This is a genomic window from Nonomuraea sp. NPDC048881, from assembly GCF_040649795.1.
Taxonomy (GTDB): Bacteria; Actinomycetota; Actinomycetes; order Streptosporangiales; family Streptosporangiaceae; genus Nonomuraea.
In genome coordinates, this window is sequence record NZ_JBEZGC010000029.1 from 11774 (window position 1) to 36553 (window position 24780).

The window sequence follows — 24780 nt, forward strand, 5'->3', positions numbered from 1 at the left end:
GTGCCGGCGGGATGCCGGGGCGTGCCGGCGGGGGTCAGCCGGCGGAGTGCCGGGGGCCCGGGCGGGCGCCGCGTGCCGTGAGCCAGGTCGCCAGGTCGTCGGCGCCGGCGCGGCGGGCGGCGTCCAGCGGGGTCAGCTCGTCGTAGCCCACCCAGCCGAGGTCGCCGCCGCGCTCCAGGAGGAACGCCGCGGCCTGCGACTGCCCGCCGTGGCAGGCCGCCCACAACCCCTGCGTCACCTGCGCCCGCGACGGCGTCCCGGCCTCGAACGCCGCCGCGATCCGGTCCATGAGCCCGAGGGCCGCGGCCTCCCACAACCGGGCGGACGCGCCGCGCTCGACGAGGCGGCGGGCGGCGTCCCACTGGGCGAAGGCGCACGCGTCCGACAGCGCCGTGCCGCCGCCGATCACCGCGCCGGTGGCCTCGACGTCGGCCCCGGCGTCCAGCAGTGCGTCGAGCACGGGGACGTCGTCGCAGCTCGCGGCCCACATCAGCGGCGTCTCGGCGTGCGGGCCGGCGAAGCGGGCGTCCACCTCGGCCCCGGCCGCCACCAGCTCCCGTACCAGGGCGGGACCGCCCGGCACGTGGCCCGGCCAGTCGGTGAGGACGTGCAGGAGGGTCCGGGACACCCCGCCCGCCTCGCCCAGCCGGACGCGGGCCAGCCCGGGATGCCCGGCCAGCAGACGCCGTACGCCGTCGAGGTCGCCGAGCCGCACGGCCGCCGCCGCCGACACCGCCAGCGGGTCCGCCGCATCCAGGTAGCGCATGGGCCCATTGTCACGAGCCCCGGCCCGTCCCGCCACGGATCAGCCGGAGACCGCCCCGGCCGGGCGCGGGCTAGGTTGGGCGGCATGGGCACCGAGCACGCGCACTACGTGATCGTCGACGCGGGCGGCCATCGGGTCTGGTCACGCCGGGGCGGCGCGGGCACCTTCTACGGCGACCTGCTGCGCGGCCCCGACCGGCTGGTCGCCTTCGTGCGCGAGCAGGAGCACGGCCACGCCCTCGGCTGGGGCGACGCGGTGCGCTGGCAGGCCGTGGCCGTGCTGGACGTGTCCCGCCGCCTGCTGCTGGTCCACTGCTCCCTGGAGATCCGCGGGCCCGTGTGGCGCACGTCCGTGCCGGAGATCCGGGCGTGGCTGGGCCTGCTCGCCGCGCGGTGGCCCGGCTGGACGGTGAAGTGGGCGGCCCGCGGCCTCCACGAGGTCATGGAGCACCTCGGGCTCGGCTACGACACCGTCGCCGGCCTCGACGACCCACCGGCGCCGCTGCCGCCGCAATGGGCTCAGGGCCCGGCGGAGGACGACGACCTGTCGGTGGTCGCCGACACCCTTGTGGCCGTACGGGACACCACCGGGAGGCTGTCGTTCGCCGGCTGGTGGGGCACCGGCCTGGCCCGCGTGCTGCTCGCCGGCCCCGCCGCCCTGCTGAGTCCCCAGGAGCTGGCGACGCCCTTCGCGGCGCTGGAGGCCGTCCCCTGGAACGGCGTGCACCTCGACGCCGCCGCCCGCACGCTCGACTGGTGGTCGCTGGACTGCTCGCTGCCCCCGTCGCGGCCGGCCGAGCGCTGGCCCGGCTGGCGGCTGACCTGTCATCAGGACGCCTTCGAGGAGGTGGCCGCGCTCGCCGCCCCCGAGCTCCTGCTCGACCTCGACGGCCCGGACGCCGCCCTCCGCCGCGTCACGGAGTGGTTCGGCCGCCCCGCCCGATAAATCGGTCAGAAACAAAAGGGCGGAAGACGGCCGGGCCCGTCGCATTCGCACTTGCACTTCTACGCCTTGCCCGGAGTTGACGCCATAGGGCCCCGCCGGCGCACAGCTCGCGGGCCGCCGGAAAACCGTGTGCCGAAGCCGGGAAGCGACGGCGGCGCGCACGCGGGAGCGGCGCGGACACATTGAAGCACACCTTTGAATTCATCTTCGATAAGATGCGCGCCGCCGTGGCCGCCGCCTTCCCGCGGCTGCGCCGTCCGCGTGCGCGCGCCGGGCGGCCCCGCGTCCGCCGCGACCGCCCGCCCGCCCCGCGACCTGGAACATGACCCGGGCATTCCCAGGTGAGATACGCGAGGCGGCCGCCGTGACACCCCGGGCACGCGCGGTTCCGGCCGCGTTTGAAATACGTTTGACAGGCGGTGTGCCCGGCGAGTTCTCCGCGTTCACCGGCGCCGGGCCGAGCTAAGTTGCCCGCACGCTACTGAAGGGCGCTACAGTACGCAACAACCGTATCGAGCATGGAGTGCCACCATGGCTAAGCAGATTCAAGAGATTCTCATCGACGATGTAGACGGTGGGGAGGCTCATGAGACCGTCGTCTTTGCACTCGATGGCAGCAGCTACGAGATTGACCTTCATGAGGAGAAGGCGGACGCGCTGCGGAAAGCACTGGCGCCCTTCATCGTGAAGGCCCGTCCTGTTCGCGTGGATCGCGGTGGGCGCGGGCGCCGGGCGGCCGTCACCGGCAGCCGCGCGTTGAGCCGGGAGAAGTCTTCGGAGATCCGGCAGTGGGCCAAGGCCAACGGCCTGCCCGTCAGCGAGCGCGGCCGCATCGCCGCCTCGGTGGTCGAGAAGTACGAGGCCGCCCACTAGGACGCCCACCAGGACGACGTCAGGAGCGCGCGGGCCGGCGGAGCAGTCCGGCCAGCCTGAGCGCCGCCACGACGGCCACCGCGAGGTGCGCCGAGACCAGGGCGATCTGGTAGACCCGCTGCCCGGCTGTCAGCTCGGCGGCGTAACCGCCGTCGTAGAACCCCGACACGAAGGCCAGCACCCCGGCGACCGCCATGAGGGCGCCGATCACGTCCATGGTGAGCAGGACACCGACCCCGCCGAGCAGTACCGGGCCGAGCGCCCGTCCGGCGGGGACAGCGGTGGTGGAAGTCGGCATGTCCGTCTCCTGTCAGAGCGGTCCGGGTGACGGCTCCCATGCTCGGCGAACGCCCGCGGCGGAGAGACCTGGGAACGACCTGCGACGGACTTGGCGCCGGCCTGTACTGCCCCGGCCGGAAGCCGTGCCGCGGTGACCGCGGGCGGGTGCGCCGCCCGCGGCCCCCGGCGGGTCACTGGACGGTGATCTTGTCCACCTCGACGGTGATGCCCTTGACCTGCGGGGTCGAGGTGGCGGTCGTGATCTTGCCAACCCCCGCGCTGACCCCCTTGACCTTCATCGAGTACGTCAGGCTGCCGCCGGGCGCCCCCGGCGTGCTGGTGACGACCAGATCCTGGGTGGGCGGCCCGGAGATCTGGGCGCCGGCGGTGCCCTCGGCGTTCTCGGCGCCGACCGTCAGGCCGTAACCGGCGGGCGGCGAGCCGGGCAGGTTGCCCGGGTCGTAGGCGTAGCTGACGTCCTCCACGCCGTTGAGCCCGATCCACTGCTGGAAGACCTTCAGGTCGGTGGTGCCGTAGAGGTTCAGCCGCCACTCCACCACCAGCCAGTCGTTGACCCCGTCGGTCAGGATCGTGGCCAGGACGCCCGGCGCGGCGGTGCCGTCCAGGTCGGTCCAGTAGGGAGCGAGCACGCCGTTGGGCCGCGCCGGGTCGGGCAGCGTCTGCGGCGTCGGTGAGACGTCGTCGCCGGTGGCCCCGCCCGCGACGCTGTAGCCGTCGGAGGTGACGCCGAGCCGGGTGTAGCTGCGTCCGGCGAACTGGAAGGCGGGCACGGTGAAGTTGAGCGCCTGCTCGTCGCCGATCGGGGTGGGCGTGACGCCGAAGGCGTCCAGCGGGATGTAGCCGGCCGGTCCGGCGCCGGGCGCGATCGCCGGCCGGGCGGGCTGGGTGGCGGCCAGCGTCGCCTTGGTGGTGGCGACCTGCGTGCCGACCTTGGTCGCGCCCGTGACGCCGTTGAGGCGCAGGCGGGCGTCCAGGGTGCTGAGCGCGGTCACCTCGGCGTCCTCGTACGTGGTGTTGCGCACGGTGACGGTGCAGGTGGACTCGCCGGTGTTCGTGGCGATGGTGTCCGGGGCGCAGGTCTGCTCGACCGGCACCGCGCCCTGCTTGCGGTAGAACGCCACCGGCAGGTGCAGCGCGCGCGAGCCGCCGACCTGCTTGAGGTTGACCTGGCCGAAGTACTGGCCGTCGGGCAGTTCCGGCGCGGTGACGACGATGCTCAGCTTGGCGCTCTTGCCGGGCGCGACGGTGAACAGCGGCGGCAGCACGGCGACGGCGGCTCCGCTCACGGTGGTGCCGGAGGCGGTGAAGGTGAGCGACGAGCCGGTGGTGTTGGTGACGGTGCGCTTGGCGGTGATGACGCCGGGCATGGTGGGCGCGTTCACCGAGGGCAGGTTGAGGTCGATCCGGTTGAGCGGGTCGGTGGCCGAGGCGACGAAGCCGGCGGCGTCCTGGTCCAGGGTCAGTCCGGGGTCACCGGCCCTGGTCAGGTCGATGCGCCCGCCGCCCATGTCGAACGGGTCGGCCTGGGTGGTCCTGTCCTGCTTGGTGACCGCGGTCTTCGCCGTGGTCTCCAGGGCCGACTTGACCTGACCGGGCGTCCAGGTGGGGTGCAGGGCGAAGACCAGCGCCGCCGAGCCGGTGACGTGCGGCGCGGACATCGAGGTGCCGGAGATGACCTGGTAGAGGTTGCCGGGCGGGCCTTCCAGCGGCGACTCGGGGGTCGGCGTCATGCCCGCCATGATGTGCTGGCCGGGCGCGGTGACGTCCGGCTTGAGGAAGTCGCCGCCGGGGCCGCGCGAGGAGAAGTGCGCCATCGCGTCGCCCTGCCAGGTGGACTTGGCGCCCTGCGTGAAGGAGGCGGTGGCGCCGGGGTGGGCGGCCAGGAAGGCCAGCAGGGTGTCGGCCTCGGGCTTGTCCACGTGCACCGACGGCAGCCAGTGGGCGTCGGTGAAGACGTCGAACGGGAAGGCGTTGTAGAGGATCATCCCGGCCGCGCCGCCCTGCCTGACGTTGAAGCTCTTCAGCACGCGGTTGGGGGTGCGCTCACAGGCGACGATCTTGCCGGTGAACAGCCCGGGAGGGGCCGGGACGTCGCACGCGGCGCGCGAGTACGGCGGCGCCGAGGCCAGGACGACCGGCAGCGGCGAGGCCAGGCCCGCGGTGATGGACGCGCCCTTGATCGTCGCCGTGGCGCCGCCGCCGGACAGCGTGACCGTGGACTGGAACGTCCTGGACTGCGAGGAGGCGGCCACCGTGGTCACCCAGGGGCCGCGGTGGTCGGTGGTGCCGGCGCCGGGCCCGGAGTTGCCGGCCGAGGCCGAGACCAGCACGCCGGCCGCGTAGGCGTCGAGGAAGGCCAGCTCGACCGGGTCGCTGTAGGGGTCGCTGCCGCCGGAGACCGAGAAGTTGATCACGCGGACGCCGTCCAGGACGGCCCGCGCCACGGCCTGCGCCGAGTCGGAGGGGAAGCAGCCCTGCGCGCCGCACACCTTGTAGACCGACACCTCGGCGGCCGGGGCGATGCCGTGGATCGGGCCGCGGCTGATGCCCAGCGGGTTGGCGTCGGCGACCGGGCCGCCCGCGGAGGTGCTGGCGGTGTGCGTGCCGTGCCCGTTGGAGTCGCGGGCGCTGTCGCCGTAGACCTCGCCGCCGTAGACGGCGTTGTAGGTCTCCATGAACGGCTGGCCGCCGATCAGCTTGTTGTTGCAGGTGAACGGGTCGCTGGCGGGGGTCAGCGGGTTGTCGCCGAAGTTGCACACGCGCGGCGTGCCGTCCTTGGTGGGTCCGGGGGCGGGCAGGCCGGGGGCGGCGGCGAAGGACGGGTGCTCGGGCCAGGCGCCGGTGTCGAGCACGCCGACGATCACGCCCTTGCCCGCGGAGGAGCTGCCGCCGAGCTTGCCGTAGATGGTGTCGGCGCCGATGAACTCGGGGCTGGAGTCGGTCAGCAGCTGCTGCGGCTTGTCCTCCTGGACGGCGACCGCGCCGGGCAGCCGCAGCACGTCGGCCACCTTGTTGCCCGGGACGCGCAGGGCGATGCCGCCGTAGACGGTCCTGACGCGCTGGCCGACGACGGCTCCGGGGACCTTCTTGGCCAGCTCGCCGAGGAAGGCGTTCTCGACGTCCTGGATGTGGGTGCCGTACTTCCTGGCCTCGGCGCTTCTGGTGTCGAGGGCCTTGCCGGTGACGGCGGGGCTGGTGGCCGGCAGCCCGGCCAGCCCGCCCTGGTAGGCGGCCAGCGAGTCGTAGTCCAGCTTGACCATGACGTTGACCGGCGCGGGCGAGGTGACCTTCAGCAGCGCGGCGTCGCTCTTGGCGAGCTTGCCGGTGGGGGACTTGGCGCCCTCGACCACCTCGGCGCCGGTGAGCGGCACCGACCGCCATTTGCCGGGCGGGGCCGGCGTGGCCCGCGCCACGGCCGGGCTCATGGTCAGCACGACGCCGAGCCCGACGGCTAACGATGTCAACCGGCGTAAACGGGATGAGAACGAACGGGACAACACAAAGACCTCCTGGCCGAGGAGCTGCACGAACCCGCCGGACCGGCCGAGGACGTCATGTCACCCCCACGCGCGCATGCCGGAGAGATCGATGACCCTCCCCGGTGGGTGACGAGCTGGACCGCCTCCCCTCCCCGTGGGCGGGGCGGGTTGGCGTCCGAACCGGAGTGTAGACAGCGATCAACTGGCCGAGAACCCCGCCGCTTTGTCACGTTCCGGCCAATTGGCCCCACCAGACGACCGCCCGCCGAAAAGCTCATATTCGTCCCTCCTCTTCGCCAGAATCCGGCAACGGTGAGCATCACCCCCAATACGGATATCTACAGTTGTCCTATGGGCGATCAACGGGACGCGGCGCCGACGTCAGCGCAGGACGGAACGAGGTAGCCCGTGGGCGGCCACGCCGACGAGGGGACCCGGCCGTACACCTCGGCGCTGGACGAGCAGCTCGCCCAGGCCGCCCGTGACACCGGCGCGCACATCGGCGCGGTGTACCTCCTGACGGGCTCCCCGCAGGTCCTGGTGATGGAGGCGGAGATCGGGCTGCCCGCGCAGCTCGTCAAGCCGTGGACCACCGTCAGGCTGGACGGCGGCGCGCCCGTGGCCGCCGCCGTGCGCCAGGGGCGGCTGGTGTGGGTGCCGACCGCGCAGGAGCTGGCCCGCCGCTTCCCGGGTACGGCCCTGGCCTTCCCGTACGCCTTCGCCTCGGCCGCCGCGCCCCTGCACAGCGACTCCCGCATGTGGGGCTCGTGGATCCTGCTGTGGCCGGAGGGGCGGCCGGCCGAGCTGAGCGGGCGGGAGCAGGAGGTCATCGCCGCCACGAGCGAGCGCCTGGCGGCCGTCCTGGAGCAGGCCGCCGACAGCGGATGTCCGCTGCGTCCGGGCGGCGAGCCGCGGGTGCTGACCCCGGTGCCGCCGCCGATGCCCGACCCGTACGAGGCCGTGGCCGCGGCCGGCTACCTGGACCGGCTGCGGGACGGCTCCGTCGCGCTCGACCTGGACGGCGTCGTCACCTTCGCCAGCCCCGCCGCCGCCGGACTGCTCGGCACCACCGTCTCGGAGTTGCTGGGCACGCCGCTGTGGGAGACGGCGACGTGGCTGAAGGACCCGGCCTTCCAGGACCGCTGCCGGGCGGCGGTGGTCGGCCAGCAGGTCGCCTCCTGCTCGGCCCGCCGGCCGGACGGCCACGAGCTGGAGTTCGTCCTGCACCCGGACCCGACGGGGGTGAGCCTGCGCATCACCCCCTCGGGGGCCGACCTGTCCGCGCAGCGGCCCGCGCGCGCCTTCATGCCGGACAACTCGGGGCTGCCGCGGGCCGACGTCTTCTACAACTTCCTGCACATGGCCTCGGCGATGACCCGGGCGCTGAACGTCCGGGAGGTCGTCGATCTCATCGCCGAGCACGTGATGCCGGTGTTCAAGGCGCAGGCCATGGCGATCATGAGGGCCGAGAGCGGCCGGATGCGGATCGTCGGCTCCCACGGCTACGTCCCCGAGGTGCTGGAGCGGTTCGACGGCCAGACGCTGGCCGCGCCCAGCCCCGCCGAGCAGGTCGTCCGGACGGGCGAGCCCGCCTTCTACGCCGACCGGGCCGAGCTGGTCCGGGCCTTCCCCGACACCGCCCAGGACGACGGGATGGCCGCCTGGGCCTTCCTGCCGCTGACCGTCTCCGACGACACCTTCGGCGTCTGCCTGCTGGCCTTCGACCACGCGCGGCCCTTCACCGCCGAGCAGTGCGCGACGCTCACCACGCTGGCCGGGCTGATGGGCCAGGCCCTGGACCGCGCGCTGCTCTACGACACCAAGGACCGGCTGGCCCACAGCCTGCAGACCTCGCTGCTGCCCGGCAGTCTGCCCGACATGCCGGGCCTGGAGGTGGCCGCCCGGTACGTGCCCGCGACCCGCGGCGTCGGCATCGGCGGCGACTTCTACGACCTGATCCGGCTCAACGAGACCACCGCCGCCGCCGTCATCGGGGACGTCCAGGGGCACAACATGACGGCCGCGGCGCTCATGGGCCAGGTGCGCACCGCCATCCACGCCCACGCCGCCGTCGGGGCCAGCCCCGGGGACGTGCTCCAGCACACCAACCGGCTGCTCATGGACCTGGACACCGACCTGTTCACCAGCTGCCTGCTCATCTACTTCGACCTGCGCCTGCGCACGCTGCGGGCGGCCAACGCCGGTCATCCCCTGCCGCTGCTGCGCCCGCCCAACATGCCGGCCGAGATCATCGACATCCCGGCGGGCCTGCTGCTCGGCATCGACGCCGACGCCGAGTACGCCACGGTGGAGGTGCCGTTCCCGCCGGGCGCCGTCCTGGCCCTCTACACCGACGGGCTGGTCGAGGCGCCGGGCGTGGACCTGGACGAGGCCATCGGGACGCTGGCGGCGTACCTGACCAGCGCCCCGCGCGAGCAGCTCCAGCAGGTCGCCGGGACGCTGCTGGACCACGCCCCGCACACCGACGACATCGCGCTGCTGCTCCTGCGGCACCGGGAGAACGCGGGCTGAGCCCCGCTCAGTGCCCAGTGCTCAGTGCCCAATGCTCAGTGCTCAGTGCTCAGTGCGAGACGAACGTGCGGTGGTCGGCCAGGGCGAGCGCCCGGACGAAGTCGAGGAGCTTCAGCAGCCCCCGCCCGGCGAGCCGGACCGGGGCGGGACGGCGGGAGCAGTAGGCGGCCGACCACAGGGCGGGTACGTGTCGTTCCATGCGGACCAGGATGTCCTGGCGCGCACTGATCGATCCAACACATCGTCTCGCTGACAGCCATCGCTATCGTAGATGGATGGAACTGCGCCAGCTCCGCCACTTCGTCGCCGTCACCACCCACGGCAGCTTCACCGCCGCCGCGCGGGCCGAGCTGATCGTGCAGTCGGCGCTCAGCACGTCCATCCGCAAGCTCGAACGCGAGCTCGGCGCCGACCTGTTCGAGCGCACCGGACGGCGGCCGGTCCTCACCCCGGCCGGGCACGCCTTCCTGCCGGCCGCGCGGGCGCTGCTGGCCGACGCCGCGGCGGCCGCCGACGCCGTGTCCGCGGTGTCCGGGCTGGCCACCGGCCGGGTGGCGATCGGCACCATCCAGACCCTCACCAGCGTCGACCTGCCGGCCGAGCTGGCCGCCTTCCACCGTCTGCGGCCCGGCATCCAGATCTCGGTGCGCGACGCCCCGGTTGCGGGGCTGCTCGACGCGCTGCTCGCCCGCGAGCTCGACCTGGCCTACCTGGCGCTCGACGGCGCCGAGCTGCCGGCGGGGCTGGCCGTGTTCGACTCCTGGGATGAGGAGCTGGTGCTGATGACCTCGCCCGACCACCGGCTGGCCGGCGCGGAACGGGCCCTGCTGTCGGAGCTGACGGAGGAGCCGTTCGTGGACTTCAAGGCCGGCACCGGGCTGGAGACCGCGGTGCGCCGGCTGGCCGCCGGGTGCGGGCTGCACCGGCAGATCACCTGCGAGGTCACCCAGATCCGGCTGCTGGTCGACCTGGTGCGCGCCGGGATCGGGGTGGCGATCGTCCCCCGGCGGGTGGCCGAGCAGGAGGGGCTGCCGACCGTGCGCATCCGCCAGCCCGATCCGGCCAGGACGGTCGTGCTGGCCGGCCGGGCGCCCGTTCCCACGAACCCGGCCGCCGCCGCCCTGCTGGCGCACCTCACCCGGTGACCCGGATCGGACTTGCGAGGCCCGGCCCCGGCCCCCGGCGGCGCATAACCGGTTGAACGGGCGGGGTCTTCGTGGTGGGATGGCCCGCTGTGTCAGCGATCCAGGACCTCGTGCGCCCCGACGTCTATCCGCTCTCCTCCAAATACGACCCGGAATGGGTGCTCGGGCTGGACATGGGCCCCCATCCGCTGTGGCTGCTGGAGGACCTGGCCCGCGACCTCGACCTGCGGCCCGGCATGCGGGTGCTCGACCTGGGCTCGGGCCTGGGCGCGACCTCGGTCTTCCTGGCCCGCGAGTTCGGGGTGGAGGTGGTGGCCGCCGACCTGTGGGTCGCGCCCGAGAAGGCCGCGGCCGTCTTCGCCGCGGCGGGCGTCGCGGACCGCGTCCGGGCCGTACGGGCCGAGGCGCACGCGCTGCCGTTCGAGCAGGAGTCCTTCGACGCCATCGTCAGCGTGGACGCCTTCGAGTACTTCGGCACGGCCGACTCCTACCTGCCCTACCTGGTCCGCTTCCTGCGGCCCGGCGGGCAGCTCGGCGTCGCCACGCCCGGCATGACCCGCGAGGTCCGCGACCTCGGGCACATCCCCGCCCACGTCAAGGCGCTGGTCGGCTGGGAGGCCATCGCCTGGCACACCGCCGGGTGGTGGCGCTTCCAGTGGGAGATCACCGAGCTGGTCACGGTGACGTCCGCGCGCCTGCAGGACGGCGGATGGCACGACTGGCTGCTGTGGGCCCGCGCCCGCCAGGAGACGGCGACGATCGCCATGCTCGAAGCCGACCAGGGGCAATACCTGTCCTTCGCGCTGGTCACCGCGCGCCGGAACCCGCCCGCGCCCTGACCCCGGCGCCCCCTGGAGTCTGACGTATGGGCGGGAGAGTCTCGGCCATGGCCGCGCTCCCCCGGTGTCGCGTTGACTTGTCCTCGCGCGTCCGGGACGTCGGGCGCGGGAACGAACAAGGGGACACACTGATGTCGGTTCTGCGCACCGTCGTGCTGATCGCGGCGACCATGGCGACCGGGCTCGCGGCGGGCGTCTTCGGGCTCTACTCGCACACCATCATGCGCGGTCTGGGCGCGACCGACGACCGCACGTTCGTCGGGGCGTTCCAGGCCGTCGACCGGGCGATCCTCAACCCCTGGTTCATGCTCAGCTTCGTCGGCGCGCTGGCCTTCACGGGCCTGGCGGCGGCGCTGCACCTCGGCCAGAACGTGCGCGCGGTGCTGCCCTGGATCATCGTCGCGCTGGTGCTCTACCTGGTCGCCTTCGTGCTCACGGTGGCCGTGAACGTGCCGCTCAACGACGCCATCAAGGCGGCCGGCGACCCGGACCGGATCGCCGACCTGGCCGCGGTGCGCCGCGCGTTCGACGAGGCCAAGTGGGCCGGTTACAACCTCGTCCGGACGATCACCACCACCGGCGCGTTCGCCTCGCTGTGCTGGGCCCTCGTCAAGAGCGGCCGGGTGGGCTGACCGCGCGCTCGATCAGCGCGACGCGGTCGGCCAGCGGCCCGGCGGGCACCTCGACGAGCTCGAACCCGAGGTCGCGGTAGGTCCGCTCGTGCAGGCGCTCGAAGTCCAGCGCCTCCTCGTAGCCGATCCGCCGGGCGGAGGTGGCGCGGACGGACCCCTGGTTGCGCACGAAGAACACCTTCCCGTCGTACGTCCCCCGGTCCACCACCCGCTCGACCTCGCAGGCGAGCAGGCGCGAGGCGGGAAACCCGAGGAAGCGGCTCAGCGCCAGCGTGCAGACCGGCGAGCGGTCGAAGAAGACGGCGGCCTCGCCGCCCGCGGGGGCGGCCTCCTGGCGCCGCAACTGGAGCCTGACCACCTCCTCGACGAAGGCGGGCTCGCGCCAGGGCTCCGCGCGGCCGAGCGCCTGGCCGAGGGCGATGACGTCCGTCGCCGCCTCCTCGACGACGCTGAACCCGTGAACCTCCAGCAGCCGCAGGACGGCCGTCTTCCCGGCGCCCGGGGTGCCGGTGAGAACGTGATTCGGCACGGTTCTTCTCCGTTTCCGTGGGGTTGATGGCGAGCTATGGGCGCTGATACACGGCCGATACACGGCCGAGCGCCCGGTGATACCCGGCCAAGGCCGGGCGGAGGGAAAAGGGCTCAAGAGTGGCCGAGGCGTCGCGGAGGGCGGCGCGTCCCCACGGTGAAGGAGCCCTTGATGCGTGTGCTGGTGTGCGGTCTGCTCGGTCTGGCGGTGCTGACCGGCTGCGGAGGGGCTCCGGCGGGACAGGCCGCCCCGGCGTCCGGCGGGGGCGACGCCAGGGCGGACAAGCTCCGCGAGCGGGAGACCGTCATCGCCACCTGCATGAAGCAGAAGGGCTTCGCCTACACGCCCTCGGTCAGCCGCCCGGCGACGCCCGACGCCGACCCGGCCGACTACGAGGCGATGAAGGCCGAGCGGAGCAGGAACGGCTTCGGCGTCTTCGCCGCGATCGTCTACCCCAAGCCTACCGAGACCCGGGCCCCCGACCCCAACCAGGCCACGCTCGACGGGCTCTCCGGCCCCCGGCGGGACGCCTACCAGAAGACCATGAACGAGTGCCGGGTCAGCGCCCTGCGGCAGGTCAACGGCCTGAAGGTCACCTCGCTCGCCGACTACCAGGACCAGATGAGCACCGAGATCGAGAACATCGACAAGGCGCTCGACGGCGATCCGAAGCTGGTGGAGCTGGCCGGGCCGTTCGCGGAGTGCCTGAAGTCCAAGGGCGAGCGGGTGACCTCCGCCCGGCCGCTGGCGCTGAGCGCGCGGGGGCTGACGCTGTGGGGGGAGCAGGCCGACCGGCTCGGCAAGGCGGGCGAGGTCACGGCCGCCGCGGCCCGGCCGTACCTGGCCAAGGAGATCAGGTCGGCGCTGGTCGACCTGGAGTGCGGCAAGGACTTCTACGCGGCCTTCGTCCCGCTGCAACGGCGGCTCACCAACGAGGCGCGGGTGAAGTACGGGTTCCAAGAGCAGTGATGCGCACCCCTCGCGGCAAGTTGCTGCTCGTGCTGGTCGTGGTCCTGGCGGTCGCCGGGACCGGCTGGGGGGTGGGCGCCCGGCTGCGCTCCCCGGCCGACGAGGCGGCGGCGCGCAGGCCGCCCGTGCCGTCGCTGGTCACCGTCGAGGTCGAGCGGCGCAGGCTGGTCGCCACCGTCGTCGTCAGCGGCACGCTGGAGTACGGCTCCCCGCGTGCGGTGTCGCTGGCCGGGGTGGTGGGCGGGATGGCGGGCGGCGGCGAGGCCGTCCAGCGGGCCACCCGTGCCCCCCGGCGGGGGAAGCTCGTGGAGGGCGCGGTGCTCATGGAGGTGAACGGGCGACCGGTCTTCGTCTTCGCGGGCAGGGTGCCGATGCACCGCGGCATCGTCCCCGGCGCCGAGGGGGACGACGTCCGGCAGTTGCAGAAGGCGCTGCGCCGGCTCGGGCACCGCGTGCCGGTGACCGGCGTGTTCGACCAGGCGACCGTCGCGGCGGTGTCGCGCTTCTACGCCCGGCGCGGCTACGAGGCCCAGCAGCCCACCCTGGAGCTGCGGCAGCGGCGCGACGAGCTGGCCCGGTCCGTCCGGACCGCGCGGGAGGTGCTGGCGACCGAGAGCAAGGCCCTCGACCAGGGCATGGACGTGCTCCCGCTGAAGCTCAGGGTGACCGGCGCCCGCCGCGACCTGAAGGAGGCCGAACAGGCGCTGAAGAGCGCGCGGGCCCAGTACCGCACGGCCGAGGACGTGGCCGGCGTCGAGGCCGCCGAGAGCGCCGTGCGGGCGGCCGAGGAGCGGCTGCTCGCGGCCGAGCAGGAGCTCGCCCAGGCCAGGGCGACGCCGACCACAGCGCCCACCACAGCGCCCACCACCGGGCCCACCACCGGGCCCACCACCGGGCCGACCGCGGCGCCCGGCTCCGCCCCCACGGCGGGGTCGCCCGCCGACACCCGCCTGCTCGAACTGCGGGTCGCCAACGCCCGCGCGGACCTGGCCGCCGCCCGGTCGGCGCTGGAACGCGCGCGGGCGGCGGCCGGAGCGGCGCGGGGGAAGCGGCTGGCCGGACTGGAGAAGGCCGTACGGGCGGCGCGGGAGGCCGTGGCCGTCGCCGAGCAGGCGCTGCGGCAGGCCAGGCAGCTCTCCCCCGCCAGGCTGAAGGTGGCCAACGCGCGCAGCGACCTGGCCGCGGCGCGGGCGTTGCTGGCCGAGTTCTCCCGCACCTACGGCACCACTGTGCCGCCCGGCGAGATCGTCTTCCTGCCCAGGCTGCCCGTCCGCCTGCACAAGCCGGCCGTCAAGGCGGGCGAGCCGGTGGACAAGGCGGTCGCCACGGTCACCGGCGCCGGCTTCGTGGTGTCCGGCTCGGTGGACGCGGCCGAGGCCGAACGGGTGAAGGCGGGGCTGGCCGCGAGCATCGAGACCGACTCCGGCACGACCGTCCCCGGCACGGTGACCGCCGTCGCGGGACGTGACGCGAAGGGCGCCGTCCCGGTGACGGTCACGCCCGCCTCCGCGAAGGGACTGCGCGCGCTCGCCGGGCAGCCTGTCACGGTCCGCGTGACCATCGGCGCCACCGGCGGGGAGGTGCTCGTGGTCCCCGTGGCGGCGGTCGTCACCGCGGCGGACGGCCGGGCCAGGGTGCGGGTGGAGACCGCGCCCGGCCGGACCGAGGAGGTGCAGGTGCGCACCGGCCTGTCCGCCGACGGGGCCGTGGAGGTGACCGGCGACCTCCAGCCGGGCGATCGGGTGGTGGTCAACAGTGGCTGAGCCGGTCATCCACCTCCGCGAGCTGACCAAGGAGTTCCCCGGCGACCCGCCCGTCCGCGCGCTGTCGTCGGTCGACCTGCGGGTCGAGCGGGCGGACTACGTGGCGGTCGTCGGCCCGTCGGGGTCGGGGAAGTCCACCCTGCTCAACACCCTCGGCCTGCTCGACCGGCCGACCCGCGGCAGCTACCGGCTCGACGGCATCGAGACCACCACGCTGAGGGAAGGGGCGCGCACCGCCGTCCGCGGCGGCCGGATCGGCTTCGTCTTCCAGTCCTTCCACCTGCTGCCGCACCGGAGCGTCCTGGAGAACGTCATGCTGGCCGAGGTCTACGGCACCGCCCCGCGCGCCGGACGGCGGGACCGCGCCGTGCGCGCCCTCGATCGGGTGCGCCTGTCGCACCGGGTGGACTTCCTGCCCGGCAGGCTGTCCGGCGGCGAGCGGCAGCGCGCCGCCATCGCCCGCGCCCTGCTGGGCGAGCCGTCGCTGCTGCTGTGCGACGAGCCCACCGGCAACCTCGACAGCAGGAACACCGGCGCGGTGCTCGACCTGTTCGACGAACTGCGCGCCCAAGGGATGACCATCGTCGTCATCACCCACGAGACCGAGGTGAGCGACCGGGCCGGACGCCGGGTCCGCATCACCGACGGCGTCCTCACGGAGGAGTAGACGTGCACCCGCGCGACCTGCTGACCGAGGCCGTGGCGGGCCTGCTGGCCCGCCCGGTGCGCTCGGCCCTGACCACGCTGGGCACCGTGCTCGGCATCACCACGCTCGTGGTGACCCTGGGCGTCGCCGCGACGGCCGGCAACCAGATCGTCGGCCGCTTCGACGAGCTGACCGCCACCTCCGTCACGGTCGAGGTCCCGGCGCACCCGTTCCCGCTGGTCGGATGGGCCGACGTGAGCCGGGTGACCCGGCTGCGCGGGGTGGTCGCGGCCGCCGCGCTCGCCGAGTCCGACCGCAGCGCCAACCTCGTCGTCCGCTCCAACGACGTCGTGGACCCGGCCCGCGTCACCGACCAGACGCTGACCGTGGTCTCCAGCAGCCCCGGCCTGCCCGCGGCGGTCAAGGGCAGGATGATCGAGGGCCGCTACTTCGACGCCGGGCACGTCGCCCGGGGTGACCGGGTCGTCGTGCTGGGCCAGCAGGCGGCCCGGCTGCTCGGCATCACCGGGCTGGACCGGGCTCCGGCCGTGTTCATCGGCACCCGGGCGTACACCGTGATCGGGGTGCTCGGGGATCTCCGGCGGGAGAGGAGCCTGGCGAGCGCGGTCATCCTGCCGCCGACGGCCGGCCGGCCCTACGGCCTGGGCACCGTGACCCGCGTCCTGGTCGACACCGCGCTCGGAGCCGCCGAGCTGATCGCCCGGCAGGCGCCGGCGGCGCTCAGCCCCGGCAACGAGGCCCTGCTCCAGGTCATCTCGCCGCCCAGCCCCACCAGGGCCCGCGACGCGGTGGAGGGCGACGTCAACGCCCTGTTCCTGATCCTCGGGCTGGTCTCGCTGGTCGTCGGCGCGGTCGGCATCGCCAACGTCACACTGGTGACCGTCATGGAACGCGTCGCCGAGATCGGGCTGCGCCGGGCGCTGGGCGCGGCGCGCCGCCACATCGCGGCGCAGTTCCTGCTGGAGTCCACGCTGACCGGGTTGATCGGCGGCGTGCTGGGCGCGTCCGCGGGGATCCTGGTGATCGTCGGGGTCTGCGCGGTCAAGCAGTGGACGCCCGTCCTGGACGTCGGGCAGGCCGTCCTGGCGCCGGTGGCCGGGGCCGTCGTCGGGCTGCTGGCGGGCCTGTATCCGGCCCTGCGCGCCGCCCGGATGGAACCGGTCAATGCACTTCGCTAGGTATGGTGCGATTTCATGACATCCCTGCTGCTCGTCGAGGACGACACCGTGATCCGCACGTCGCTGGGCATGGCCCTGGAACGGTACGGCTACCAGGTGACCACGGCGGCCGACGGGCTCGACGGGCTGGAGGCCGCCCGTACGGGCGATCATGACCTGCTGCTGCTGGACGTGATGCTGCCCGGCCTCGACGGCATCAGCGTGTGCCGCAGCATCAGGGAGACCAGCCAGGTGCCGATCCTGATGATGTCGGCCCGCGGCGACGGGCTGGACATCGTGGCCGGGCTGGAGGGCGGCGCCGACGACTACGTGGTCAAGCCGGTGGACCTGCCGGTGCTGGTGGCCAGGATCCGGTCGCTGCTGCGCCGGGCCACCTTCGCGCGTACGCCGGCCGCCGGGCCCGAGGCCGGGGCGGCCGTGCTGGAGTTCGGGGACCTGAGCGTGGACACCGGCGCGCTGGAGGTGCGCCGGGCCGGCCGGCGCGTCGAGCTGTCGCCGACCGAGCTGCGGCTGCTGCTGGAGTTCGCCGCCCATCCCGGCATCGTGCTGGAACGGGCGACGCTGCTGCGCAACGTGTGGGACTACGGATGGGACGGCGACAGCCGCGTGGTCGACCTGTGCGTGCAGCGGCTGCGCAGGAAGATCGGCGCCGAGCGCGTCGAGACCGTGCGCGGGTTCGGCTACAAGCTGGCCGTCACGTGAATCCGGCCTCGCTGCGCTGGAAGATCGCCGCACTCGTCACGCTCGCCGCGACCGTCGTCGCCGCCGTGGTGGGGCTCCTGGTGCACCGGGCGACCTGGCAGCGGGCGCTCGACCTCGGCCAGGCTCAGGCCGAGGTGGCCCTGGAGGAGTCGCTGGCCGCCGGGACCGCCGAGGACGTGGTGTCCGTCGCCGAGCTCCCCGACGCCCTGGCCGACCGGCTGCGGCCCGGCCGGCGGGTGGTCTGGTACGGGCTCGACCACCGGGACGAGCCGTGGATGTGGGCGGTCCAGCCGTACGGCGACGGCGAGGTGATGAGCGCGCAGATCGCGATGGGCTCCGAAGTGCTCGGCCTCCAGGCGCTCGACCGGAACATGGCCAAGGCGGGGCTGCTCGCCCTGGCCGGGGTGGTGCCGCTGTCGGTGCTGGCGGCCGAGCTGCCCAACCGGCGGCTGCGGCGGGTCGCGCGCACCGCCCGCAGGATCGCCGGGGGCGACCTGGCGGCCCGGACGGACGCCCGCGGCCGGGACGAGATCGCCCGCATCTCCGCCGCCGTGGACTCGATGGCGGCGAGCCTGCAGCACCGGCTGCTGGCCGAGCAGCGGTTCACCGCCGACGTCGCGCACGACCTGCGCACCCCGCTGATGGGCCTGGTCGCCGTGGTCGAGCTGCTGGACGAGGGCGAGGTCACCGATCTGGTGCGGGACCGGGTCCGGGTGCTGCGGACGCTGGTGGAGGACCTGCTGGAGGTGTCCCGGCTGGACGCCGGGGCCGAGGTCGCCGAGCGGGTGCGCGTGCCGCTGGCCGGGCTGGCCGCGGAGTCGGCGTCCCGGGTGGGGGTCGAGGCGCGGGTGCTGGCCGACGGGGACCCGGTGGCCGAGACCGATCCGCGGCGGCTCGACCGGATCCTGGCCAACCTCGTGCTCAACGCCCATCGGCACGGCGCGGCGCCGGTGGAGATCGCGGTCGGCGACCACGTGATCGAGGTGCGCGACCGGGGGCCGGGGTTCCCGCCGGAGCTGCTGGCCGACGGGCCGCGCCGGTTCCGCACGGGCGCCGCCGAGCGGGGCCGCGGGCACGGCCTGGGGCTGACGATCGCGCTGGGCCAGGCCCGGGTCATCGGCGCCGAGCTGACCCTGGCCAACGCCCCGGACGGCGGCGCGGTCGCCGTCCTCCGCCTCCCCGCGGGTTGATGCCGGACTGATACCTCCCAGCGGGTTGATGCCGGGCTGATACACGGCTGAGCGCGGACGGATGCGCGGCCACGGCCGTACGGACACGGCGGTCGCGCAACCTGGCCGGTATGCGACGTTCCTTGATGTTTCTGCTGCTGGCGGGTGTTCTGTCGGGCTGCGCCGGGGCTCCCCCGGTCACCGGGGACGCGTCCCTGCCGTGGCCGCGGGAGGGGCAGGCGGCGGTCGAGGTGGCCGACGTGGGCAGCCTGGGCGTCAGCGGCGACCTGCGGCCGGTGCCGATCGCCAGCGTGACGAAGGTGATGACCGCCTACGTGATCCTGCGCCGCCACCCGCTCCGGCCCGGCGACGACGGCCCGCCGATCACCGTGGACCGCACGGCGGCCGAGGAGTCGTTGTCGCGGCTGGAGTCGACCGTCCCGCTCGTCCAGGGCCGGACGGTACGGCTGCGGCGGCTGCTGGAGCTGATGATGGTGCCCTCGGGCAACAACGTGGCCCGACTCCTGGCCCGCTGGGACGCCGGCTCCCAGGAGCGTTTCGTGGCCCGGATGAACGCCGCCGCACGACGCCTGGGCATGGCGGACACCACGTACACGGGGGCCAGCGGCAACGAGGACACCACCGTCAGCACCGCCGCCGACCAGCTCAGGCTGGCCAGGGCGGCGATGGGCGACCCGGTGCTGCGGGCGGTGGTGGCCCAGACCGACACGTCCGTCCCGGGGGACGCCCGGCGGCTGCACAACACCAACACGCTGCTGAACAGGCACGGCGTCATCGGCATCAAGACCGGCTCGGGCACGGCCGCGGGCGGCAACCTGATGTGGGCCTCGCGCGTACGGGGCCATCTGGTGCTCGGCGTCATCCTCGGCCAGGCCGCGCACACCGACCCGGCCGCCGCCAAGGCGGCGGCGCTGGAGGCGGGCGGGCGGATGAGCGCGGCGGTCGAGCGGTGGCTGCTCGACCGGTCGCGATGACGTGACCAGGCCGGGATCAGCAGTTCAGGCCGCTGACGATGCCCAGCTGGGGGGTCGGGTTGACGACCGCGCAGCCGTAGGTGCCGGACGGGATGGTGATCGACCCGGCTCCCGACCCCTCCCCGGTGCAGCCGGAACCCAGGATGTGGTAGCCCACGACGCTGCCCAGGTAGGTGCGGGAGCCGCCGGAGCAGACCCACGAGCCCATCGCGTGCGCGGACGACGCGGGCAGGGACGCCCCGGCGAGGGCGAGGGCCGAGATGACGGCGAGCCGTCGCGCCAGCGTGATCATGAGATTCCCTCTCCTCCGAAGGGACGGCGGCATCTCTTCCCTGCCCCGCGACCCGCCGCGCGCCACCCGGGAGCGATGTCCACTATCGGACGCGATCCCCCGTCAGGGACGGTCCTTCGAGGCCCTGGGCAGAGCGAGCACGGCCACCGCCCCGGCGGTCACGAGGCCGGCGCACGCCCAGAACGCCAGGGCGTACCCGGAGGCCGGCGCCCCGGTGGGGGCCGCGGCCAGGGTGGTCAGCGCGGCCAGCCCGAGGGAGCCGCCGACCTGGCGGGCGGAGTTGAGGATGCCGGAGACCAGCCCCGCCTCGCCAGGGGCGGCGCCGGCCGTGGCGGTCATCGCGATCGGGGCCGAGGTGAGCCCCAGCCCGCCGGTGACGAGCACGCCCGGCAGCACGATCCCGGCGAGCAGGCCGCTCTCCGGCGTGACGACGGCCTGCCAGACGAACCCCGCCGCCGAGACCAGCGCACCCGTGGCCAGCAGCGGACGCAGCCCGACGCGGCCGGCCAGCCACGGCGTGGCCTTGGCGGCGACGACGACGGCGAGGGTGTGCGGCAGGAACGCCAGGCCCGCCTGGAGCGCGCTGTAGCGCAGCACCTGCTGCATGTGGAGCGACAAGAAGTACCAGAGCGCGAAGCCCGCGGCCCCCAGCAGGAACTGCACGAGGAGCGCGCCGGACACCGAGCGGGCCCGGAAGATCCGCAGCGGCATCAGCGGCGCCCGCGCGAACCGGGCCTGCACCAGGACGAACACGCCCAGCGCCAGCACGCCCGCGCCCATCGGGACCAGCGCGCGCGCCGAACCCCAGCCGTGCGCGGGGGTCTGCAGCACGCCCAGCTCCAGCGCCGACAGCCCGACCGTCACCGTGATCGCGCCGGTCAGGTCGAGCCCGCGGGCGCCGGTGTCGCGGCTCTCGGCGAGCAGGCGCAGCGCGGCGATGACCGCGACGGCCCCGATCGGCGCGTTGATCAGCAGGATCCAGCGCCAGGACAGGTGGTCGGTGAGCAGCCCGCCGGCCAGCGATCCCGCCGCCCCGCCTACCGCCCCGACCGCGCCCCAGGTGGCGATGGCCCTGGCCCGCGCCGGCCCGGCGGGGATCGTGGTGGTGAGGATGGTCAGCGTGGCCGGGGCGACCACGGCCGCGCCGAGCCCCTGGCACGCCCGCGCGGCGATCAGCAGCTCGGGCGTGGTGGCGAGCCCGCCGGCCAGGCCGGCGACCGCGAACACGGCCAGGCCCGCGACGAAGGTGCGCCTGCGACCGTAGAGGTCGGCCGCCCGGCCGCCCAGCAGCAGGAACCCGGCGAAGGTGAGGAGGTAGCCGTTGACCACCCATTGCAGCCCCTCGGCGCCCAGGCGGAGGTCGGACTCCATGGCGGGCAGCGCGACGTTCACGATCGACACGTCGAGGACCATCATGAACTGCGCCAGGCAGACCAGGGCGACGATCGGCCAGAGGGGGCCGGGCGGCCGGGCGGCGCCCCGCCCGGCCGGTGGCGCGTCCGCGGTGTTCGTCATGATCGGAGATCTCGTGGAGGGTGCCCGCGGGGTCACACGACGGCGACGGCGTCGACCTCGACGAGGCATCCCGGGTTCAGGCCGGCCACGACGTGCACCGTGATGGCGGGCGGCGGGTCGGCCCGGTTCCACACCTCCTGGAAGGCGGCCACTCCCTCGTCGAACGTGTGGCCGTCCAGCACGGCGATGCGCCAGTGCACGACGTTCGCCAGGCTCGCCCCCTCGCTCTCCAGGATCGTCCTGAGGTTGCGGAACACCTGCCTGGCCTGCTCCCCCACCGTGGGGCCGACGACCTTGCCGTCGGGGCCGACGCCGTTCTGGCCGCCGATGTAGATGGTCTTGGCCGGCTGTTCGACCACGACGGCCTGGCTGAAGGCCGGGCTGCGGTGCAGCCCCTCGGGGTTGATGTGCCGTACGCCCATGTTCTCTCTCCTCGCGTTCTGAAACCGGTTAAAGGGGTTTCGTTGCGACACCAGTTATAGTGGTGTCATGCGAGTGAACGCAACCGGACGGGTGCTGCACGATCCCAAGGGCGGGTCGTTCCGGTTCGACGCCGGCGCCCTCTGCCTCGACTTCGCCCACACCGGCGGCGAGGGGCAATATGCGATCTTCGAGACCCTGCACGAGCCCGCCGACCTGGCCGAATGGCTGGCCCAGCCCCCGCTGACGGCGGTCATGACGGCCCCCGTGACCGCCGGCGAGCTCGCCGACGCCAAGGCCCTGCGCCAGGCGATATGGGACGCGGCCCACGCCCAGGCGGCGCGCCGCCCCCTGCCCGCCGGGGCGATCACGGTCATCAACCGGGCCGCGACGGCCGCGCCCCTGGTCCCCGAACTCGCCGCCGACGGCGTCACCGCCGGATGGGCGTCACCGGTGCGGGCCGCCCAGGCGCTGTCCGCCATGGCGCGGGAGATGATCGAACTGCTGTCCGGGCCGCTCGCCGAACGTATCCGCGAGTGCGCGAGCGACAACTGCCCGCTGGTGTTCGTCGACACCTCGCGTCCCGGCGCCCGCCGCTGGTGCGCGATGGAACGCTGCGGCAACCGCCACAAACTCCGCGCCCTGCGCGCCCGCCAGGCCCTGGAGCCGTGACGGACTAAGGCCGGTCGAGGCTCGACAGGCCGTCGACCGCGACCTCGATCCCGCGCCGCCCGGCGGCCAGGACGTCGTCCTCCGAGCCGCCCTGCTCCTGGGCGACCATGCCGGCCACGGCCAGCGCGCCCATGAAGCTGCCGACCGCCGCCCCCGCCGACACCGGGTCGAGCCCCGGATAGACCTCGCACAGCGCCCTGGCCAGCCGGGGCTGGGTCTCCATCATGAGCGTCAGGCCGCGGGCGCGCAGCGCGGGCTCGGCGACCATCAGCCGCGCCCGCAGCGGCGACAGCGCGAAGCCGAGTTCGTCGTCCTCGGCCAGGCTGCGCACCATGGCCTCGAACATCCGGCTCAGCAGCTCCCCCAGCGGCTCTCCCGGCCGCCGCCCGGCGATCGCCTCCAGCATCACCCGCTCGCGCTCGCCCGCCTGGAGGAAGAGCACGTCCTCCTTGCTCGCGAAGTACGCGAAGAAGGTGCGGGGCGCGACGTCGGCCGCCGCGGCGATGTCGGCGACCGTGGTCTGCTCGTACCCCCGCTCGGCGAACAGCCGGACGGCCGCCTCCAGCAGCGCGCGGCGGGTGCGGGCCTTCTTGCGTTCGCGATGACCTTCCACGGCGCCACCCTACTGCACGCCCTGCTTTTATGCATAGGTTGCAAATTCGCAGTCTCTGCGGTTTTCTGAATGCATGGACATCCTTCAGAGCCTGCCGCTCGACCGCGAGGACCCGTTCGAGCCGCCCGCCGAGCTCGCCCGGCTACACGGCCCGCTGCACCGCATGATCTACGCCGACGGCCGCCCCGGCTGGCTGGTCACCGGCCACGCCGAGGCCCGCGCGGTGCTCGACGACCCGCGCTTCAGCAACACCTCCCAGGGCGCCGCGCCGCCGATCAAGGAGCTGGCGCCGCCCGAGGGCCTGGCCGACCTGGTGGTCCCGCCGGGCTTCTTCATCGCCATGGACGACCCCGAGCACTCCCGCTACCGGCGGCTGCTCACCGGCCGCTTCAGCATGCGCAGGATGCGGCTCCTGGAGCCCAGGATCCAGGAGATCGTCGACGGCCGGCTCGACGAGATGGCCGCGGCCGGAGCGCCCGCCGACCTGGTCGGCGCGTTCGCGCTGCCGATCCCGTCGCTGGTGATCTGCGAGCTGCTCGGCGTGCCGTACGACGAGCGCGCGCGCTTCCAGGACACCACCGCGCGCGCGGTGAACCTGGACAACTCCGCCGAGGAACGCGGCGCGGCGGGCGCCGAGCTGATGGGCTACCTGTCCGAGCTGGTCACCCGCAAGCGGGCCGAGCCTGCCCAGGACCTGCTCGGCGAGCTGGTCTCCGGCGGCGAGCTGAACCACGAGGAGCTGACCGGGGTGGCCACCCTGCTGCTGACCGCCGGCCACGAGACCACCGCGAACATGCTGGCCCTCGGCGCGTTCCTGCTGCTGAGCCGTCCGGAGCAGGCGGAGCTGGTGCGCACCGACCCAGGCGTGGCGGCGACCGCCGTCGAGGAGCTGATGCGCTACCTCAGCATCGTGCACATCGGCCCGATCCGGGTCGCGCGGGCCGACGTGCCGCTCGCCGGGCGGACGATCAGCGCCGGGGAGACCGTGACGCTCTCCCTGCCGGCCGTCAACCGCGACCCGGCCCGCTTCCCCGACCCGCACCGCTTCGACGTCACCCGCGAGGCCGGGCCGCAGCTCGGCTTCGGCCACGGCATCCACCAATGCCTGGGCCAGCAGCTCGCCCGCCTGGAGATGCGGCTGGCCTTCCCCGCGCTGCTGCGCCGCTTCCCCGGACTGCGGCTGGCCGTGCCCGCCGAGGAGGTGCCGCTGCGCCCGCGCGCCACGATCTACGGCCTGGCGTCCCTGCCGGTCACCTGGTGAGGCCGCCGCGTTTGACGTGCCCTCCCGCCGTGCAGAGAGCATGACGGACGAAAGACGATCACGGGAGGCGCGCATGGCCGGTACGGACGGCGGGATCAGGCTGTGTCAGGTGGTGCTCGACTGCACCGACGCCCGGGCGCTGGCGGAGTTCTACCGGTCCCTGCTGGACCTGGTCTACCGGCCCGGCGACGAGCCGCCGCAGGCGGGCGCCGACGACGAGCGCGGCCGCGACTGGCTCGTGCTGCGAACCAGGGACGGCGCGCCGCAGCTCGCCTTCCAGCAGGTCGAGACGCTTCCGGAGGCGACCTGGCCGGAGCCCGGAGTGCCCCAGCAGCTTCACCTCGACCTGACCGTGCCGTCGGTCGAGAGCCTGCTGGAGCAGCACGAACGCGTTCTGCGCCTGGGCGGCCGGCTGCTGCTGGACCGGATCGACGACGACGAGGAACCCCTGCGGGTCTACGCCGACCCGGCCGGGCACCCGTTCTGCGTGTTCGTCTCCCGGCGGGGCTGACCGCCCGGCGGGA

General features: G+C 74.1%; 25 protein-coding genes. 16 read left to right on the forward strand and 9 right to left on the reverse strand.

Annotated elements, in window-relative coordinates; genetic code table 11:
• Positions 1-34 precede the first annotated feature (34 nt).
• The gene (locus AB0C33_RS47760; RefSeq protein WP_358301367.1) at positions 35-766 is read right to left on the reverse strand and encodes an ankyrin repeat domain-containing protein; all 732 of its coding nucleotides are present in this window, start codon (positions 764-766) and stop codon (positions 35-37) included.
• A gap of 84 nt (positions 767-850) precedes the next feature.
• Between AB0C33_RS47760 and AB0C33_RS47765 the strand changes: the two genes are divergently transcribed.
• Positions 851-1711: a hypothetical protein gene (locus AB0C33_RS47765; protein WP_358301368.1), complete on the forward strand. Its 861-nt coding sequence runs from the start codon at positions 851-853 to the stop codon at positions 1709-1711.
• Positions 1712-2242: 531 nt separating this feature from the next.
• Positions 2243-2584, forward strand: coding sequence for an Lsr2 family protein (locus tag AB0C33_RS47770; protein ID WP_352330153.1), 342 nt, complete (start codon positions 2243-2245; stop codon positions 2582-2584).
• Positions 2585-2603: 19 nt separating this feature from the next.
• On the opposite strand, the gene AB0C33_RS47775 is transcribed toward AB0C33_RS47770, so the two are convergent.
• Both AB0C33_RS47775 and AB0C33_RS47780 read right to left on the reverse strand, forming a co-directional pair.
• Positions 2604-2882, reverse strand: a complete 279-nt coding sequence (locus tag AB0C33_RS47775; protein WP_358301371.1) for a hypothetical protein — start codon at positions 2880-2882, stop codon at positions 2604-2606.
• A gap of 172 nt (positions 2883-3054) precedes the next feature.
• Positions 3055-6348 carry a S8 family serine peptidase gene (locus tag AB0C33_RS47780; protein WP_358301375.1) on the reverse strand — a complete coding sequence of 1098 codons (3294 nt, stop codon included), beginning with the start codon at positions 6346-6348 and terminating at the stop codon, positions 3055-3057.
• A 423-nt stretch (positions 6349-6771) separates the two neighbouring features.
• Here AB0C33_RS47780 and AB0C33_RS47785 point away from each other — a divergent pair, with 423 nt between their 5' ends.
• Complete coding sequence (locus AB0C33_RS47785; protein WP_358301378.1) at positions 6772-8895, forward strand: SpoIIE family protein phosphatase; 2124 nt, start codon at positions 6772-6774, stop codon at positions 8893-8895.
• A 49-nt stretch (positions 8896-8944) separates the two neighbouring features.
• Here AB0C33_RS47785 and AB0C33_RS47790 read toward each other — a convergent pair whose 3' ends face one another.
• Entirely contained in the window at positions 8945-9094 is a 150-nt protein-coding gene (locus AB0C33_RS47790) for a hypothetical protein (RefSeq protein ID WP_358301381.1), read from the reverse strand.
• A gap of 76 nt (positions 9095-9170) precedes the next feature.
• Here AB0C33_RS47790 and AB0C33_RS47795 point away from each other — a divergent pair, with 76 nt between their 5' ends.
• The 3 genes from AB0C33_RS47795 (at position 9171) to AB0C33_RS47805 (ending at position 11511) form a co-directional block, all read left to right on the forward strand.
• Entirely contained in the window at positions 9171-10040 is an 870-nt protein-coding gene (locus AB0C33_RS47795; protein ID WP_358301384.1) for a LysR family transcriptional regulator, read from the forward strand.
• 89 nt (positions 10041-10129) lie between these two features.
• On the forward strand, positions 10130-10879 hold the full coding sequence (locus AB0C33_RS47800) for a methyltransferase domain-containing protein (protein ID WP_358301387.1): 750 nt from the start codon (positions 10130-10132) through the stop codon (positions 10877-10879).
• Positions 10880-11010: 131 nt separating this feature from the next.
• On the forward strand, positions 11011-11511 hold the full coding sequence (locus tag AB0C33_RS47805) for an anthrone oxygenase family protein (protein ID WP_358301390.1): 501 nt from the start codon (positions 11011-11013) through the stop codon (positions 11509-11511).
• Here the strand turns inward: AB0C33_RS47805 and AB0C33_RS47810 are convergent.
• The gene (locus AB0C33_RS47810) at positions 11489-12040 is read right to left on the reverse strand and encodes an AAA family ATPase (protein WP_358301393.1); all 552 of its coding nucleotides are present in this window, start codon (positions 12038-12040) and stop codon (positions 11489-11491) included. The two genes, AB0C33_RS47805 and AB0C33_RS47810, sit on opposite strands and share 23 nt — an antisense overlap.
• Before the next feature lie 171 nt (positions 12041-12211).
• On the opposite strand from AB0C33_RS47810, the gene AB0C33_RS47815 reads away from it, so the two are divergent.
• The 7 genes from AB0C33_RS47815 (at position 12212) to AB0C33_RS47845 (ending at position 19483) form a co-directional block, all read left to right on the forward strand.
• Entirely contained in the window at positions 12212-13009 is a 798-nt protein-coding gene (locus tag AB0C33_RS47815) for a hypothetical protein (RefSeq protein WP_358301396.1), read from the forward strand.
• Positions 13009-14772: a peptidoglycan-binding protein gene (locus AB0C33_RS47820; RefSeq protein ID WP_358301399.1), complete on the forward strand. Its 1764-nt coding sequence runs from the start codon at positions 13009-13011 to the stop codon at positions 14770-14772. Before AB0C33_RS47815 ends, AB0C33_RS47820 begins: the two co-directional genes overlap by 1 nt.
• A complete protein-coding gene (locus AB0C33_RS47825; protein WP_358301402.1) occupies positions 14765-15439 on the forward strand; it encodes an ABC transporter ATP-binding protein in 675 nt (224 codons plus the stop codon). The genes AB0C33_RS47820 and AB0C33_RS47825 overlap by 8 nt, the downstream gene beginning before the upstream one ends.
• A 2-nt stretch (positions 15440-15441) precedes the next feature.
• Positions 15442-16617 (forward strand): ABC transporter permease, encoded by a 1176-nt coding sequence (locus AB0C33_RS47830; protein ID WP_358301406.1) that lies wholly within the window; start codon positions 15442-15444, stop codon positions 16615-16617.
• A gap of 15 nt (positions 16618-16632) precedes the next feature.
• Complete coding sequence (gene cseB / locus AB0C33_RS47835) at positions 16633-17319, forward strand: two-component system response regulator CseB (protein ID WP_358301409.1); 687 nt, start codon at positions 16633-16635, stop codon at positions 17317-17319.
• Positions 17316-18509 (forward strand): HAMP domain-containing sensor histidine kinase, encoded by a 1194-nt coding sequence (locus AB0C33_RS47840; protein WP_358301412.1) that lies wholly within the window; start codon positions 17316-17318, stop codon positions 18507-18509. Before cseB ends, AB0C33_RS47840 begins: the two co-directional genes overlap by 4 nt.
• Positions 18510-18619: 110 nt before the next feature.
• Positions 18620-19483, forward strand: coding sequence for a serine hydrolase (locus AB0C33_RS47845; protein WP_358301415.1), 864 nt, complete (start codon positions 18620-18622; stop codon positions 19481-19483).
• 16 nt (positions 19484-19499) lie between these two features.
• Here the strand turns inward: AB0C33_RS47845 and AB0C33_RS47850 are convergent, their stop codons facing one another.
• From AB0C33_RS47850 to AB0C33_RS47860, 3 genes are all read right to left on the reverse strand, one after another.
• On the reverse strand, positions 19500-19775 hold the full coding sequence (locus tag AB0C33_RS47850; RefSeq protein ID WP_358301418.1) for a hypothetical protein: 276 nt from the start codon (positions 19773-19775) through the stop codon (positions 19500-19502).
• Between the two features lie 102 nt (positions 19776-19877).
• Entirely contained in the window at positions 19878-21290 is a 1413-nt protein-coding gene (locus AB0C33_RS47855) for an MFS transporter (RefSeq protein ID WP_358301421.1), read from the reverse strand.
• Between the two features lie 32 nt (positions 21291-21322).
• Positions 21323-21712, reverse strand: a complete 390-nt coding sequence (locus AB0C33_RS47860; RefSeq protein ID WP_358301424.1) for a RidA family protein — start codon at positions 21710-21712, stop codon at positions 21323-21325.
• Between the two features lie 67 nt (positions 21713-21779).
• Here AB0C33_RS47860 and AB0C33_RS47865 point away from each other — a divergent pair, with 67 nt between their 5' ends.
• Positions 21780-22382, forward strand: a complete 603-nt coding sequence (locus AB0C33_RS47865; protein WP_358301426.1) for an ABATE domain-containing protein — start codon at positions 21780-21782, stop codon at positions 22380-22382.
• A 4-nt stretch (positions 22383-22386) separates the two neighbouring features.
• On the opposite strand, the gene AB0C33_RS47870 is transcribed toward AB0C33_RS47865, so the two are convergent.
• Positions 22387-22995, reverse strand: coding sequence for a TetR/AcrR family transcriptional regulator (locus tag AB0C33_RS47870; protein ID WP_358301429.1), 609 nt, complete (start codon positions 22993-22995; stop codon positions 22387-22389).
• A 73-nt stretch (positions 22996-23068) separates the two neighbouring features.
• Here AB0C33_RS47870 and AB0C33_RS47875 point away from each other — a divergent pair, with 73 nt between their 5' ends.
• Both AB0C33_RS47875 and AB0C33_RS47880 read left to right on the forward strand, forming a co-directional pair.
• The gene (locus AB0C33_RS47875; protein ID WP_358301432.1) at positions 23069-24256 is read left to right on the forward strand and encodes a cytochrome P450; all 1188 of its coding nucleotides are present in this window, start codon (positions 23069-23071) and stop codon (positions 24254-24256) included.
• 73 nt (positions 24257-24329) lie between these two features.
• Positions 24330-24767, forward strand: a complete 438-nt coding sequence (locus AB0C33_RS47880; protein WP_358301434.1) for a VOC family protein — start codon at positions 24330-24332, stop codon at positions 24765-24767.
• The last annotated feature ends 13 nt before the right edge of the window (positions 24768-24780 follow it).

What these genes read in the sequence shown, in the direction of transcription:
- AB0C33_RS47775 (WP_358301371.1), bottom strand. Translation starts at nt 2,882, where the DNA reads ATGCCGACTTCCACCACCGCTGTCCCCGCCGGACGGGCGCTCGGCCCG.
- AB0C33_RS47795 (WP_358301384.1), top strand. Translation starts at nt 9,171, where the DNA reads ATGGAACTGCGCCAGCTCCGCCACTTCGTCGCCGTCACCACCCACGGC.
- AB0C33_RS47865 (WP_358301426.1), top strand. Translation starts at nt 21,780, where the DNA reads ATGCGAGTGAACGCAACCGGACGGGTGCTGCACGATCCCAAGGGCGGG.
- AB0C33_RS47875 (WP_358301432.1), top strand. Translation starts at nt 23,069, where the DNA reads ATGGACATCCTTCAGAGCCTGCCGCTCGACCGCGAGGACCCGTTCGAG.
- AB0C33_RS47760 (WP_358301367.1), bottom strand. Translation starts at nt 766, where the DNA reads ATGCGCTACCTGGATGCGGCGGACCCGCTGGCGGTGTCGGCGGCGGCG.
- cseB (WP_358301409.1), top strand. Translation starts at nt 16,633, where the DNA reads ATGACATCCCTGCTGCTCGTCGAGGACGACACCGTGATCCGCACGTCG.
- AB0C33_RS47880 (WP_358301434.1), top strand. Translation starts at nt 24,330, where the DNA reads ATGGCCGGTACGGACGGCGGGATCAGGCTGTGTCAGGTGGTGCTCGAC.
- AB0C33_RS47860 (WP_358301424.1), bottom strand. Translation starts at nt 21,712, where the DNA reads ATGGGCGTACGGCACATCAACCCCGAGGGGCTGCACCGCAGCCCGGCC.
- AB0C33_RS47855 (WP_358301421.1), bottom strand. Translation starts at nt 21,290, where the DNA reads ATGACGAACACCGCGGACGCGCCACCGGCCGGGCGGGGCGCCGCCCGG.
- AB0C33_RS47765 (WP_358301368.1), top strand. Translation starts at nt 851, where the DNA reads ATGGGCACCGAGCACGCGCACTACGTGATCGTCGACGCGGGCGGCCAT.
- AB0C33_RS47805 (WP_358301390.1), top strand. Translation starts at nt 11,011, where the DNA reads ATGTCGGTTCTGCGCACCGTCGTGCTGATCGCGGCGACCATGGCGACC.
- AB0C33_RS47790 (WP_358301381.1), bottom strand. Translation starts at nt 9,094, where the DNA reads ATGGAACGACACGTACCCGCCCTGTGGTCGGCCGCCTACTGCTCCCGC.
- AB0C33_RS47850 (WP_358301418.1), bottom strand. Translation starts at nt 19,775, where the DNA reads ATGATCACGCTGGCGCGACGGCTCGCCGTCATCTCGGCCCTCGCCCTC.
- AB0C33_RS47815 (WP_358301396.1), top strand. Translation starts at nt 12,212, where the DNA reads ATGCGTGTGCTGGTGTGCGGTCTGCTCGGTCTGGCGGTGCTGACCGGC.
- AB0C33_RS47820 (WP_358301399.1), top strand. Translation starts at nt 13,009, where the DNA reads ATGCGCACCCCTCGCGGCAAGTTGCTGCTCGTGCTGGTCGTGGTCCTG.
- AB0C33_RS47770 (WP_352330153.1), top strand. Translation starts at nt 2,243, where the DNA reads ATGGCTAAGCAGATTCAAGAGATTCTCATCGACGATGTAGACGGTGGG.
- AB0C33_RS47845 (WP_358301415.1), top strand. Translation starts at nt 18,620, where the DNA reads ATGCGACGTTCCTTGATGTTTCTGCTGCTGGCGGGTGTTCTGTCGGGC.